The following is a 14,177-nucleotide window of genomic DNA, read 5'->3' as shown; positions in this document are numbered from 1 at the left end:
ATAAAAAGTTTTTGAGTGCCGCCTTTTTTCAAAAAGGCGGCGTTCTTTTGAAGCTTTTTGAAAAAGCTTCACCAAAAACTTTTTCCCGTTTGGCCAGGGGGCTTTTCATCCCCTCTGACTTTCGCGGCCGATCGTTCCATATATGATATACACGATCTGTTCTTGCCCAAGGAGCCATCATGGCGCGTCGGCCCGCTAACCGTTTTGTCTGCCAGTCCTGTGGGGCGGTCTTTTCCAAGTGGTCGGGCCGGTGCGACGCCTGTGGCGCATGGAACAGCATTGTCGAGGAAACGGTTGAACCGACCGCAACCGGCGGCACCAACGCCCGCAGGCGCGCCGGTAGCCGCATCAACCTTGTCGGCCTTGCGGGCGATACCCCGCCGCCACCGCGCATCGAAACCCGCATCGGTGAACTGGACCGCGTGCTGGGTGGCGGGCTGGTCCCGGCCTCCGTCGTGCTGGTGGGCGGTGATCCGGGTATCGGCAAATCAACCTTGCTGCTGCAGGGGGCATGCGCGCTGGCACGCGCCGGACGCAAGGTCATGTACATATCGGGCGAAGAAGCAGTGGACCAGATCCGGCTGCGCGCGCGCAGGCTGGGGCTGGAAGCGCCGACGCTGGAACTGGCCGCCGCCATCAACGTGGCCGATATCGCCGCAACGCTGGATGCGGAAAAGGATCTGGCGCTGGTCGTGATCGACTCGATCCAGACCATGTGGATGGAAACGGTGGAAAGCGCGCCCGGCACCGTAAGTCAGGTCCGCGCCTGCGCGTTTGAACTCATCCGCCTGGCCAAGCAACGTGGCTTCAGCCTGATCCTTGTGGGGCACGTAACCAAGGAAGGCGCGCTGGCAGGCCCCCGCGTGCTGGAACATATGGTCGATGCGGTCATGTATTTTGAAGGCGATCGCGGGCATCAGTTCCGTATCCTGCGCGCGGCCAAGAACCGCTTCGGCGCAACCGACGAAATCGGCGTGTTCGCCATGACCGATCAGGGGCTGGAGGAAGTGCCCAATCCCTCCGCCCTGTTCCTGGCGGAACGGCGGGGACATATTGCGGGCTCCGCCGTGTTCGCGGGCATGGAGGGCACGCGCCCCGTGCTGCTGGAGGTACAGGCCCTGCTGTCGCCCAAGGCAGGTGACGGCGGTGCGCGGCGCGCGGTCGTCGGGTGGGATACGGGGCGGCTGAACATGCTGCTGGCGGTGCTGGAGGCACGGTGCGGCATCAAGCTCAACGCCATGGATGTCCATCTAAACATCGCTGGTGGCCTGCGCGTTGGGGAACCGGCAGCCGACATGGCGGTGGCCGCAGCCCTCGTATCCGCCGCGACCGGCCAGCCCACCAGCGCTGGTTCGGTCTATTTTGGCGAAGTCGGGCTGTCGGGCGAGATCCGTCAGGTCTCGCAACCCGATACACGGCTGAAGGAAGCCCACAAGCTGGGATTCGAGCAGGCATTCCTGCCGCGCCGTATCGCACGCGGCAACCGCAAGCCCACGGCCCCCGATGGCCTGGGCATACAGGAAATCGGCCATCTAGGTGATCTGGTCAGCCTGTTTACGGGAGCCATGGAGGAGGCGGAGGCGTGAGTGCGCCCGAACGCTTCATGCTGCGCGAACCCGCGATGCTGGAGCGGGAGGTGAAGAAAAGCATTTTCCTTGCACAGGCAGCCCCCGTCTCAACCCCTGCGGACGCCATGGAATTCATTGCATCTGTCAGCGATCCCGACGCCACCCATAACTGCTGGGCCTACCTGATCGGCCAGACCTATCGCAGTGATGATGCGGGCGAACCCGGCGGCACGGCGGGCCGTCCCATCCTGCAGGTGATCGAGGGACAGGGTTTCGACCGCACCGTGGTCGTGGTCACGCGGTGGTTTGGGGGCACCAAGCTTGGCGCGGGCGGTCTGGTGCGGGCCTATGGCGGGACAGCCGCGGAATGCCTGCGTACGGCAGAACGCATACCGATCGTAGATATGGTGTCCCTGACGTTTGGCTGCGGTTTTTCCGAACATGCCCTGCTGCGCGCCCGGCTGGAAAGCATGGACTGCCAGATCGTGACAGAGGAATTCGGCGCGGACGGCGTGGGCATGCAGATCACCCTGCCCGCGATACGCGAAGCACAGGTCCGCACCCGCATTACCGACATCACCCGTGGGCAGGCGCTGATCCGTGCGGTGGAGGAAGACGCCACGCCGGGTGTTGGAGACTAGCGGTATTGCCGCTATGTCAGACAGCGTTTCACGTTCATCATACGGAAAAAAGACCAGATATGACCGATACCCCGCCGGACCGTCTGTCCGTCAATCCCGCCAGCCCCTTTTACAACGAGTCCCTGCTTGATCGCGGCATTGGCGTGCGTTTCAAGGGCATCGAGAAAACCAATGTCGAGGAATACTGCATAAGCGAAGGCTGGGTGCGTCTGGCCGTGGGCCGCGGCACCGACCGTTTCGGCAACCCGATGGCCATGAAGGTCAAGGGGCCGGTCGAGGTCTGGTTCAAGTCCTGAACCCTGTTTGATAAGGAACAGAAGCTTTTGGGTGAAGCTTTTTGAAAAAAGGCGGTGCCCGGAAAACTTTTATTATTATCTAATAACAGCCCCGATCCGGGCCAGCATTAAAAAAGGCCGCATCCTTTCGGGTGCGGCCTTTTCTGTTTCCCCGCAGGGTCATTCCTCGTCGATCGGGCGCTTGGGCAGCAGGGCCGGCACGAAGATCAGCGTCGCCACCAGCGTGCATGCCAGCGACAGCAGCAGCAGGCGCCCCATGCTGGCCGTGCCGGGATGATGGGATGCCGCCAGCGAGCCGAAGGCCGTGCCCGTCGTCAGAGCGGAAAACAGCACCGCGCGTGCCGTCGGGCTGGACAGGGGCAGCTTGATCCCCGCCCGCCAGTTCATGACGAAATAGATGTTGAACGACACGCCAACCCCCAGCAGCAGGGGAAGCGCGATGATGTTGGCGAAGTTCAGCTGTTCGGGCACCACGATAATCAGGATGACCGTCATCAGCGCCGACAGCAGCAGCGGCGCCAGCACCAGCGCCGTATCCAGCAGCTTGCGCAGGGCGACGGCGAGGATGATGGCGATCATCACGATGGCGGCGCCAGCAGCCGTGACAAAGGCATGCACCATGGTCGCCGCACTCTGCACGATGTCGATGGCGGAACCAGCCGCCATCGGGGCGACCTTCTGGATTTCACCCACATAGGTATGTAGCGCCCGGTTGCCCTTCATCTCCCTGGTCGGATGGACCTCGACCAGTGCCCGGCCGTCAGGCAGCAGGTAGTCATGCGCCAGCTGCGCGGGCACATCGGCAATCGCAACCGGCTTCACCTGCAGCATGTCGCGCAGCATGTTCAGCTGCATGGGCAGGAAGCGCACCAGTGCTTCGTTGGTGGCCAGCACGCGCTGGTCATCTGCCTGCGACAGGTGTGCCAGCGCCGACTGGATGCGGCGCAGCGGGTCATCGGCGGGCAGCCTGTCCATCACGCCGCCCAGTGCGGCCGCCGTCTTGGCCGCCGCCGTGCGCAGCGCGCCTGCATCCGGCGCCGGTTTCGGGTTGGGCACCAGCAGGGTCGGCAGCATGATGTTCGCGGCATCCTGAATCAGGGGCAGCTTGGTCTTCTGGTCCGTGGGCACGAGTGACCCAAGCCATAGCGCGTCATGCACCATCGGCAGGTCCGACAGCCTGTCGGACATGGCGGCGGCCTGATTCAGGTCGGGCATCAGCACATCCACCGTATAGGGCGAATACTGCGGTTCCGACATCAGCATGCCCAGCGTGACCATGCCTTCCGATCTGGGGTTCTTGGTATGCAGCGGGTCAGCGTCGAATGTCAGACGGGGGACAAGGGCCACGCCCACCAGCGCGATCACCACGAAGGCCCCCAGGATCGGCTTGCGATGATGGCGGATCGCAACGTCAATCGGGCGGGCGAAGACAAACCCGATCTTGCCATGGCCGGAAGTCGGGTGGAACAGCCGCAGCAGGGCCGGCAGCAGCGTCAGCGTGCAGATGAAGGCGAACAGCATGCCGAAACCGGCAATCAGCCCAAGCTGGGCCACGCCAACAAAGGCAGTGGGGGTAAAGGCAAGGAACCCGGCCGATGTCGCCATGGCGGCGACAAGGATCTGGTGCCCGGTTTCATTGCCGGTCTGCTCAAGCGCGTCCAGCAGCCCCGGTGAGGAGCCATCGGGCAGCGCCTGTGCGCGGAACCGGACCGAGAACTGGATGGCGAAATCCACCGCAATGCCTACGAACAGGATGGCGAACGCGACCGAAATCAGGTTCAGCTTGCCCACCACGATTGCCGCGAACCCGGTGGTCAGCAGCAGCCCGGACACCAGTGTTATGATGATCGGCACGATGATGCGCCACGTATGCACCGCCAGGATCAGCCACAGCGTGACCAGCACAAGCGATCCCAGCAGGCCTGCCACCATGCCTTCGGCCACGGTTGCGAATTCCTCGTCCGCGATCTGGGTGTCGCCGGTAATGTGGACATGCGCCCGGCCGCTCTGGACAAACGGCAGGCTGCTGGCAGCGGCACGGATGGCGTCCGACGCGGCGCCGCCGGGCTGGAAGGAATCATAATCCAGCTTGGGCTGGGTTACGACAAACTGGTACTTGCCGCCAAGGTCGGCCAGATCGCCCGCCAGCAGTCGTTCCCATGACAGCGGTTCCGGCGTCCCTGATACCGAACGCTGCAATGTCGTGGCGAAACCGTCCAGCGCCGCATGGAAAGGGCCGAGGTCGGCCTGCCCCTGGCTTATGCCCATTGCGATCAGGTTCAGCGCGTTGAACAGCCCGCGCCCCGACGGGTCGGCGGCCAGTTCGCTCAGGAATGGCTGTGCGGTGATGGTGGTGTTGAGCACCCGTTCCAGCGCCCTGGGGTCAAGGAACATGAGGCCGTTGCGCACCAGATAGGGATCGGTCTGCGGCGTGGTGACGTAATTGAAATGGGCATGGTCGTCGCGCAGCCTTGCCGCCAGCGCCAGCGCGGTCTGCTGTGCCTCTTCCGGCAGGGCTGCATCAATCACGGCGACAAGCTGGTCCTGTTTCTGTGGAAACAGCCGTCCCATCTCATCCGAGCGCTTTTTCCAGTCCAGCGAGGACGAGAACATTGTTCCCGTATCCGTGGTCACGCCCAGCAGCGCATAGCTGGCATAGGTCGCCCCCGCGATCAGGCAGGCGAATGCCAGTACCACCGCAATGGCACGACGGGAACAGAAAGCGACAAGGCGCCCAAGCGGTACCGATAGCATGACGAGTATTCAGCCCTTCAGAAACCTACGTCGTGCCGCATGAAGCGCGGCAGTCGGTGAAGAGGCCCGGTTTGGCCCATGATGCGGTCCCGATGCAAGGTGGTTCTTTGTCACACGATGTACCGCGCCGCACCCGGACATCATGACTGGCCGGGCTGGTGCATTTCCCGGCCAGTAGTCGGGGCGTCGCGGATCCAGCGTATTTCCATCACCTGCCATGCCACGAGCGAGGGCAGGCCCCACGCGATTTCCCGCAGACGCTTGATGAGCGACAGCGCAATGCCCACCTGCGGCGACAGCCCGAACAGGCCGCCGATGATGATATATCCCCCTTCCGACACGCCCAGCGCGCCGGGTACGGCAAAGCCCGCCGACTTCGCCGCCTGTCCTACGCTTTCGATCACAAAACTGTCAGCAAGCGAAAGCGGATGCCCCATGGCGGTCAGGACCAGGAAAACTTCGAACGTGCCAAGCGACCAGCCAAGCAGTTGCAGCCCCCCCGCGCGGAACGCGTTTTCATGCGTGCGGTACAGGGCGATGATTTCGCCGTGCAGGCCACGGATGTCATCCACCCCGTCCCATCCCAGATGGGCGGCGATGCGCACCAGCAGCTTTTCCACAAGAGAGATGGCACCCAGGTACTGGCTGCCAAAGAACACCGCCCCCAGCGCGACGGCAGCCCCCGCACTTTCCATCAGTTCGTCCGTCACATGCGAACGGTTGACCAGGCAGAACAGCACCCCAAGCCCGACCAGCGTAAAGGTGACCTGGCTGAGCAGTTCAATGGTCAGGTCACAGATCGTGGCGGCAGCGGCGCGCTTGATGCCGAGCTTTTCACGCCGGGCCATGAGGCGGGTGGTAATGACTTCTCCCCCAACCTGGGCCACTGGCAGCAGGTTGTTGATCCCTTCACGCGCGCAGCGCAGGGCGAAAAAGTCGGTAAAGGACAGGCGGGGACGTCCACACTGGGCCAGCAGGCGCCATGCCTGCGCCGAAACACAGACCTGGCTTGCATGGAAAACGATGATGGCAGGAATGCTCCACCCCCCGGCCGCGATCAGCCGGAGGATGTCATGCAGGCCAAAACGCCCCAGCATCCATATCGTCAGACCGATACCGAATGCCCCGGCAATGAAGGTAAGCTGCCGCATTCGCCATCCCTGTCCATATTCCCCGAAACAGGACCATTAAAAGGCTGTTTTCAGCCATTTAGTGGACTGTCAGCGTATCTTAGCAGCCTCTGATTTTCTGAAGCAATGCGATACTTTCGACACAGGCGGCCACGGCCTCGCGGCCCTTGTTGTGCACATCGTCACGCGAACGGACCACCGCCTGTTCGTCGGTGTAGGTGGTCAGTACGCCAAACGCGATCGGCACTTCGGTGTTTAGCGCTGCCTGCTGCAGGCCCACTGCGGTGCCCAGGCTTATGAATTCGAAATGCGCGGTATCGCCCTTGATCACGCAGCCAAGGCATACCACACCGTCGTACCGCCCGGTGCGCGCCAGCGCCTGTGCCAGCAGCGGCAGTTCATACGCACCCGGCGCATACATGACATCATCCGCGCGCATTGAGATGTCGTGTTCCCCCAGCCATGCCAGTGCGCCATCACGCAGGCCATGGGTCACGTTTTCATTGAAGCGGCTGACCACGATGGCGATGCGCGGTGCGTGGGTGAATTCAAGCTGTACTGCAGTGGAGGGGATGTTGGTGCTCATATCCAGCGTTTTCCGTTTTTAGGCGCAGAGGGGGTTTGAAAATAAAGTACTGATAAAAAACGATAAAAGTTTCCATCTGCCGCCTTTTTGAAAAAAGGCGGCAGCCTTTGAGGTTTTTTTGGGGAAAAGCTTCACCAAAAACTTTTTTCAGTGGGCGTCCGCTGTCGCGGGTTCACACAGGGCGTGCCCCATCCGGGTGCGCTTGGCTTCCAGATAGGCCCGGTTGAAGGGATTGGGTTCCACTGCAAGGGAGATGCGTTCACGCACGTCAAAGCCATGCTTTTGCAGCGCGCGCACCTTGTCGGGATTGTTGGTCAGCAGGTCGAGCCGACTGACCCCGAGCGCGCGCAGGATGTCGGATGCTGCCTGCCAGTCACGCGCATCGGTCTGGAAACCCAGCCGGTGGTTGGCGTCCACCGTATCCAGTCCATCATCCTGCAGCGCATAGGCGCGGATCTTGTTGGCCAGGCCGATGCCACGCCCTTCATGCCCGCGTACATAGACCAGTACACCGGATTCCGCGCGTCCGATCTGTTCCAGTGCGCCCTGCAACTGCGCGCCGCAATCGCACCGCAGCGATCCCAGCGCGTCGCCCGTCACGCATTCCGAATGCAGGCGCACCAGTGGCACGGCGCCAGCACGGTCTGGCTGGCCCTTGACCATGGCGACATGTTCGGTGCCATCGGGCGCGCGAAAGGCGTGGATCATCATGTCCGGCCCGCCAAAGCGGCTGGGCAGGTGGGCGCGGGCGACCTGTTCGATCGCGGGTTTGGCCTCTGCCGTGGTGTCAATCGGGTTGGCTTCCAGCCATTTCGCCAGTTCGGCGATGGACAGGATCTGCAACCCGTGGCGTTTGGCATACGGGCGCAGATCGTCCATGCGGGCCATGGTGCCGTCATCGTTCATGATTTCGCAGATCACGGCGGCCGGGATCAGCCCGGCCATGCGGGCCAGGTCGACCGAGGCCTCGGTATGGCCGGGGCGTGCGACCGTGCCGCCGGGCACAGCGCGTAGCGGGAAGATATGACCGGGGGAGACCAGGTCCTCGGGCTTCGCATCGGGTGCTGCCGCCACAAGTACGGTTTCGGCGCGGTCGGCGGCCGAAATGCCGGTGGTGACACCTTCACGCGCCTCGATGGACACAGTGAAGGCCGTTCCGCGCGGACAGGTGTTGACCTGTGTCATCATGGGCAGGTTGAGCTGCGCGATGCGGTCGGGCGACATCGGCATGCATACCAGCCCGCGCGCATGGGTGACCATGAAGTTCATGGCCTGCGGCGTGACCAGTTCGGCGGCCATCACCAGATCGCCTTCGTTCTCGCGGTCCTCGTCATCCACAAGGATGATCATCCCGCCCCGGCGGATTGTGGCAACGGCCTGTGCCAGTGCCGGGGGCATCAACGATACTGACATACGCTCTCCACATATTTTGCGATGACATCGACTTCGATATTCACGGGATCCCCGGCGTTCAGGGTGCCAAGGGTCGTATGGTCCCATGTGTGGGGAATGATCATCAGCGCGATGCGGAACTCATCCGCGCGACAGCCATCTTCTCCCGGCGCGCCGACTTCGTTCAGCGTCAGGCTGATGCCGTCTATCGTGATCGATCCCTTTTCCACCAGATAGCGGCGCAGGCGCGCAGGCATGGTGAAGGTGATGTGGCGGGCTTCCCCCGTCTGTTTCACCGCGGCAAGCCGTCCCGTCCCATCCACATGGCCCTGCACGATATGGCCCGACAGGCGGGTGGTTGGTGTGACCGCGCGTTCAAGGTTGACGGTGTGTCCCGCCGCGATCCGGCCCAGCGCCGTGCGGTCCAGCGTTTCGGAGCTGATGAAGAACGTGGCCGTTCCCGCCGCGTCAAACGACGTGACCGTCAGGCACACGCCATTAACGGCAATGCTTTCACCCAATGTCAGGTCCGCAATGCCCGTGGCCACGGTTATGTCCAGATCCCGGTCCAGCCGACACGCGGCGGTGATGCGGCCCTGATGTTCGATAATGCCGGAAAACATGCTTACTCCTTCACGGCGGCCAGTTCGGGAAACAGGCGCAGCGGTGTCACGTCGCCTTCCCGTATGCGTATGCTGTATTGGTCCGTGCCATCGGTGCAGGCGGTAATGGCCAGCCAGTCATGCCACAGGTCACGGGCCTCGATTTCCGCCAGCAGCCGGGGGCCTGCTTCCACCATCGCCCATGTCACGCCCGCCATGCCCAGCATGTCGGGCAGTGCGGCAATGTCGGTGCACACCTGCACCGCAAAACCACGTACGCGCGCGGCCTGAAGGTAAGCCTCGTCCACTTCCCCCGTCCGGGTGCAGATGGCAAGGACACGCGGTGCGCGGTCGGGGTGATCGGCCACCCGGCGTACGTTCAGGCCGGGGTTGTCGGCGCGGATGGTGCCCCCGGTGGTAATCACCGCATCCGTTGCGCGGCGCAGGCGGTGCGCAAGGTCAAGGGACGCGGCGGAAGTAAAGGTGGTGCGGCCTGCGGGTGGCAGCATGGACCCCGTGGCGTCCAGCGCCTGCTTGACCGTGATCCACGGCTGGCCCGTGCGCATGAAATGGGCGAACGGGGCCAGAAGGCTGCGACATATGGCCTGTATTTCAGCCTGTGGCCCGGTGGAGCGGAGGACATGCACCCGGCGGTCATGCTGGCGCAGGTAGTCCGCCCCACCGCCTTCAACATGGGGATTGGGGTCGCGCACACCGATCCAGACATCACGCACCGGCGTCGCCAGCAGTGCCTGTGAACACGGGCCGGTGCGACCGGTATGGTTGCATGGTTCCAGTGTCACGACCGCCGTACGGGCACGATCCAGCAGCCCGCGTTCGCGGCACAGGTTTATGGCCTGTATTTCAGCATGGGGGGTGCCGGCGCGGTGGTGGCCGCCAACGGCAAGGATCGTGCCCGCATCATCCAGCAGGGCGCAGCCCACCGGCGGGTTGGGGGCGGTTGCACCCACGTGACGCGCGGCTTCATCTACCGCTGCGCGGAAGGCATGCGCGACGGCGGCTGGCATGTCTGGGCCTGAGTGGGGTGTGAAACCCTGTGGCAACGCGTCCAAAACACAGTACTCCATCCATCCGGACGGACCCAGGGCGCGTAAAACCATCTGCCTGCCTTCACGGAAGGAAGGCAGGACCATAGTTTCCGTTCTCTCTCATCCGGACTGTAACCGTCGGTTCCGGAATTGCACCGGATCTGCTTGACCCCGTCCGCATGTCCTGCGGCCGGGCGCTCGCGGACTTATGCCCCCCGTTTAGGGAACAAACACCGCCGGTGGGGAATTTCGCCCCGCCCTGAGAACGCCTGCGAACCGGGCTGACTGCCCGATTCGTCATTCAGTGGAATGATCTTGGGAATGATTTTAACGAATTGCAAGTGCCACGTTGTATAACCACTATAATTTACCGTGATTTCAGGACTTCTCCCCGGCATGGCGCCCCGGGTGCAGCAGGGAGGGAATGCGGCCATGATGGCCGAAATTGACCAGCCGTGCCTCCTCCACCTCGATCCGGCCCAGCAGGCGGGAGCGGATCAGCCATATCGCCAGCGCAGCCCCCATGAACGGCCCCAGCGCATAGATCCAGAACGACTCCCACTGTCCGGCGACCATGGCCGGGCCAAAGCTGCGGGCCAGGTTGGAACTGTTGCCCGACAGCCATGCGGAAACCGGGTTGCAGACAAGGAAGAACAGGCCACCCGCCCATGGCGTCACCCATTTCAGGACGGGATGACCCGCAAGGTAGCACAGCATCAGCACCAGCAGCGTCGTCAGCATCACTTCGGTCACCAGCGGCCACACGATGGCGACGCCTGAAAAGGGTACGGTGGCGGCATAGGCGGAAGCCTGCACCATCTGCCCCCATATGGGCAGCATATGCCCAAGGGCGGCAAGGAGCAGGGTCGCGATCCACGCCCCCGTCATCTGGGCTGCCACATATCCGCACAGGTCCACGATCCCCAATCGTCCTGCAAGGCTGAACGCCAGGGAAACGGAGGGACTGACATGCGCCCCGCTGACCCGTCCGAACGGGGTGAACGCCGCAACCGTGCCCGACAGCCCGAAAAACAGGCCACACAGCGCCGTCTGTATGATCGGATGGGGGGCAAGCATCCGGCCAATGGCGGTATAGGGTGTGGTCAGGACCGTGACGGATACGATCCCGCAGATCATCAGCGCCACTGTCGCCACCAGTTCGCAACCGTACAGTTTCCAGTGGAAGGGATGATCGGGGTGCGGCGCCCCGGCGAGTGGCCGGTCCTCAATGGGGCGCGAACCGGGCAGCCGGGTGGCGGTCATGACCATTACTCCTTCATTCAGGCATGTAGAGGTCTTGAGTTAAAGGAAGGAATGGTGTGAAATAAACGAAATCATGCGAATATATGCCGTGCATGAGAATAGTTAATGCATAGCAGTTGAACGTTTTTTCTATATAGGGTGTCGATCCATTCTCTATTCCATCCGGCAGGCGGCGGATAAGGAAGGGATCGGTTTTTATCTGTCGTGTCCGTTTGTTACTGTATTCATCATCAGTACATGCAGCGGGTGCGTGCAGGAGTTTTTTATTAACCGCATGTTCAGGGGCAGACGCGCCAGGCTGATGGATTACTGTTGGAAAGTAGATCGTTTTTCCTGTCATCCTGACGGAATGCGGCGGCCGGGCCTGCTGCTGGGCGGGCTGGCGGTCATGCTGGGTGGCATGATCGTATCCAGCGGCGCGCATGCGGATGACATGGCGGAAATCCGTGCCCTTCATGCCGAAATGCGGCGGCTGGAAGCCAAGGTCGAACAACTGGAATCCCGTCATGGCATGACGCATGACAGCCCGCATGTCCTGGCCGGGCGCACGCTGCGTTCGGGCGGCCGTCCGTCGGGTGGAGGGACGTCCGGCAGCAGCACGATGGGGCAGATTACGGCCATGCCCGACCTGTCGCGCCTGACCATTGGTGGCCCGACCCTGTCGGATGACGCGCAGGCCGCGGCAGCGGCTGAAAACACCATGACGGAATCCATCGTCCCCACGCAGCCCAGGCTTGATCTTGATTCTTCCAGCCCGCTGGCCATTACCCAGACGGGCGTGGACAGCCTGCCGCCCATCTTCCGCATTGGCGGGGTGTCGGTGCGGCTGGGTGGTTTCATTGATTTTTCGAACATCTACCGCAGCAAGAACCTGACCAGCGGCCCGGCCACAAGCTGGGGCAGCTTTCCCTACGCCAACAGCCCCAATGCGCATACGGGGGAATACCGCCCCTCCGCGCAGCTGACACGCCTGAGCGTGCTTCTGCAGGGTTCCCCTACCAAGGACGAGACCCTGTCGGGTTATATCGAAACCGATTTCGGCGGTGCCGCCGGCACGGCCAACAGCTACCAGACCAACAGCTACACGCCACGCATCCGTCAGGCGTACATGACCTACAGCAACACGAAATGGGGTTTCCATGTGCTGGCGGGACAGGCATGGAGCCTGACGACCGGCTATACGCAGGGCCTGCTGTCACGTCATGAACAGCTGCCGCCGGTGGTCGATAACAACCAGATACCGGGTATCGTATTCACCCGTGTGCCGCAGATCCGCTTCATCAAGGATTTCGGGCGAAAATGGTGGCTGGGGCTGTCGCTGGAGGCGCCGCAGGTGGCCTATGCCGCCAATGGTGGCAGCCACGCCATGCTGACGGGGTCAAGCGATGATACGATCGCGTCATCCGGCACGACCCTGCTGTACAGCAACGCAGGCTCCGGCATGCTCAACCCCAATGCCAAATACAGTATGGATGTCGCCCCCGACATCGTTCTGAAAGGTGCGCTGGACACCAAGCCCGCCCATTACGAAATCTACGGCCTTGCGCGGTGGTTCAAGGCCATGGCGCAGGCTCCTAATGGTCCCATCCGCGAACGGGTGTCCTTTGCCGGTGGCGTTGGTGGCGATGTGACGGTGCATGTCATTCCCCGCTACCTGCAGTTTACAGGCAACGTGCTGGCGGGTGAGGGGATCGGTCGCTATGGACCCGGCATGCTGCCCGATGCCACGTTCAAGGCCAATGGCACGCCCGCGCCAATTCCTGAAATCATCGGCAGCATGGGGCTGATCGGCCATCCGACCCCCAACCTGCTGGTCTATCTGTATGGTGGTGTGGAAAGCGCCGGACGGCGCACCTATACCGCGAATGGTTACCAGTATGGCTATGGGGTAAATGACCTCGCGCTGAGCAGCTGCAATGTGGAACAGATCAGTGGCGGCAGCTGTGATGCGCAGACCCACACCCTGGCCGACCTGACGGTGGGTGGCTGGTGGCATGTGCTGCAGGGTGGCTATGGCGCGGTGATGAGTGGCGTGCAGTACACCTACCTGCGCAAGCTGGCCTACAAGGGTGGGGATGGGGCTTCGCCCACCACCGGGGGCAATACCATTTACGTCACGTTCCGCTATTTGCCCTTCCAGTAGCCGCCGTACTGGCTGATAGCGCCGCAAGGCAGTCATTGACCTGATGGGTGAGGTGAATGTCATGTTCGGCGCTGATGGCGCGCATGCTGTCATGTGCCCAGCGTGCGGGCATGCCATGGGACGTGCACAGCGCTCCTGCCCCCAGCAGTGGCCCGTTTCCGGGGTCCAGCACCGACAGGACGGCATGCGGATTACGTGGCAGCGCCTGCCGCAGGGCGGTGCGCAGCTGGCGGGCTGTCGCGTCATCCGTATGGGCGATCAGGTCGGGCACCAGTTCGATCCATCCATCCCATCCGGCCGCCACGGCCCGGCGCAGGCGGGGCCATGCCCGGTGCGTGTCCAGTGTCCTGACCGTGGCTTCCGCGCCATCTTCATGGATCTGGCGTGACAGGGTGCGCGCGTTCAGGTCCATGCCGGTCTCGGTTGCGGCGGGGCCGGACTGCGGCAGGCTGGCTGCAAGCGCTGTCAGCCCGATGGGGGGAGCAAGCAGGGCCACAAGCAGCATCAGCCGGGGAAAAGATCGTAGGCACATGGTCTTTGTTCTCCCTTCTTACTGGTGTTGCGCTATGGTCAGGGAACAGGGGAATCGTGGCGGTGACGCGGCGATGACGGGGAAAATCATGGGCATGCGGTTGCAGGGGCGAACACATGTGCCTATAGCCTGCGGCGATGCCCGCACATGTTACGGGGCAGCCGCGCGATCCTGACCGGACCTGCCACGCGCGTTGACCACCGGACCATAACCGGTCCTGA

General features: G+C 62.8%; 13 protein-coding genes and 1 riboswitch. Of the genes, 4 read left to right on the top strand and 9 right to left on the bottom strand.

What is annotated here, in order from left to right; genetic code table 11:
* The first annotated feature begins 179 nt into the window (after window positions 1-179).
* Genes radA through ACE2AA_RS11500 form a run of 3 tightly spaced genes read left to right on the top strand, consistent with a single transcriptional unit; the run spans window position 180 to window position 2,505 of the window.
* Complete coding sequence (gene radA, locus ACE2AA_RS11510; RefSeq protein ID WP_141261482.1) at window positions 180-1,586, top strand: DNA repair protein RadA; 1,407 nt, start codon at window positions 180-182, stop codon at window positions 1,584-1,586.
* Complete coding sequence (locus ACE2AA_RS11505; RefSeq protein WP_141261481.1) at window positions 1,583-2,209, top strand: YigZ family protein; 627 nt, start codon at window positions 1,583-1,585, stop codon at window positions 2,207-2,209. Before radA ends, ACE2AA_RS11505 begins: the two co-directional genes overlap by 4 nt.
* A 59-nt stretch (window positions 2,210-2,268) precedes the next feature.
* Window positions 2,269-2,505 (top strand): DUF3297 family protein, encoded by a 237-nt coding sequence (locus ACE2AA_RS11500; RefSeq protein WP_141261480.1) that lies wholly within the window; start codon window positions 2,269-2,271, stop codon window positions 2,503-2,505.
* Window positions 2,506-2,664: 159 nt separating this feature from the next.
* Here the strand turns inward: ACE2AA_RS11500 and ACE2AA_RS11495 are convergent, their stop codons facing one another.
* From ACE2AA_RS11495 to ACE2AA_RS11460, 8 genes are all read right to left on the bottom strand, one after another.
* A complete protein-coding gene (locus ACE2AA_RS11495; RefSeq protein WP_141261479.1) occupies window positions 2,665-5,259 on the bottom strand; it encodes an MMPL family transporter in 2,595 nt (864 codons plus the stop codon).
* 140 nt (window positions 5,260-5,399) lie between these two features.
* Window positions 5,400-6,410, bottom strand: a complete 1,011-nt coding sequence (locus tag ACE2AA_RS11490; RefSeq protein ID WP_141261478.1) for a lysylphosphatidylglycerol synthase domain-containing protein — start codon at window positions 6,408-6,410, stop codon at window positions 5,400-5,402.
* Between the two features lie 79 nt (window positions 6,411-6,489).
* The gene (ribH, locus tag ACE2AA_RS11485; protein ID WP_141261477.1) at window positions 6,490-6,975 is read right to left on the bottom strand and encodes a 6,7-dimethyl-8-ribityllumazine synthase; all 486 of its coding nucleotides are present in this window, start codon (window positions 6,973-6,975) and stop codon (window positions 6,490-6,492) included.
* A 147-nt stretch (window positions 6,976-7,122) separates the two neighbouring features.
* A complete protein-coding gene (gene ribB, locus ACE2AA_RS11480) occupies window positions 7,123-8,373 on the bottom strand; it encodes a 3,4-dihydroxy-2-butanone-4-phosphate synthase (RefSeq protein WP_395372200.1) in 1,251 nt (416 codons plus the stop codon).
* The gene (locus tag ACE2AA_RS11475; RefSeq protein ID WP_395369862.1) at window positions 8,373-8,990 is read right to left on the bottom strand and encodes a riboflavin synthase; all 618 of its coding nucleotides are present in this window, start codon (window positions 8,988-8,990) and stop codon (window positions 8,373-8,375) included. The genes ribB and ACE2AA_RS11475 overlap by 1 nt, the downstream gene beginning before the upstream one ends.
* A 2-nt stretch (window positions 8,991-8,992) precedes the next feature.
* A complete protein-coding gene (ribD, locus tag ACE2AA_RS11470; RefSeq protein WP_395369860.1) occupies window positions 8,993-9,997 on the bottom strand; it encodes a bifunctional diaminohydroxyphosphoribosylaminopyrimidine deaminase/5-amino-6-(5-phosphoribosylamino)uracil reductase RibD in 1,005 nt (334 codons plus the stop codon).
* A 129-nt stretch (window positions 9,998-10,126) separates the two neighbouring features.
* Window positions 10,127-10,289: riboswitch (FMN riboswitch) on the bottom strand.
* Window positions 10,290-10,396: 107 nt separating this feature from the next.
* Window positions 10,397-11,287, bottom strand: a complete 891-nt coding sequence (locus tag ACE2AA_RS11465) for an MIP/aquaporin family protein (RefSeq protein ID WP_395369859.1) — start codon at window positions 11,285-11,287, stop codon at window positions 10,397-10,399.
* A gap of 7 nt (window positions 11,288-11,294) precedes the next feature.
* Window positions 11,295-11,621, bottom strand: coding sequence for a hypothetical protein (locus ACE2AA_RS11460; RefSeq protein WP_141261473.1), 327 nt, complete (start codon window positions 11,619-11,621; stop codon window positions 11,295-11,297).
* A gap of 9 nt (window positions 11,622-11,630) precedes the next feature.
* Here ACE2AA_RS11460 and ACE2AA_RS11455 point away from each other — a divergent pair, with 9 nt between their 5' ends.
* Complete coding sequence (locus tag ACE2AA_RS11455; RefSeq protein WP_141301634.1) at window positions 11,631-13,424, top strand: hypothetical protein; 1,794 nt, start codon at window positions 11,631-11,633, stop codon at window positions 13,422-13,424.
* Here ACE2AA_RS11455 and ACE2AA_RS11450 read toward each other — a convergent pair.
* A complete protein-coding gene (locus ACE2AA_RS11450; RefSeq protein ID WP_141261494.1) occupies window positions 13,396-13,929 on the bottom strand; it encodes a hypothetical protein in 534 nt (177 codons plus the stop codon). The genes ACE2AA_RS11455 and ACE2AA_RS11450 overlap by 29 nt on opposite strands.
* Window positions 13,930-14,177: the final 248 nt, after the last annotated feature.

It is taken from the genome of Komagataeibacter diospyri (assembly GCF_043995075.1).
GTDB lineage: Bacteria > Pseudomonadota > Alphaproteobacteria > Acetobacterales > Acetobacteraceae > Komagataeibacter > Komagataeibacter diospyri.
This window is presented reverse-complemented; position numbering and strand designations above follow the sequence as displayed.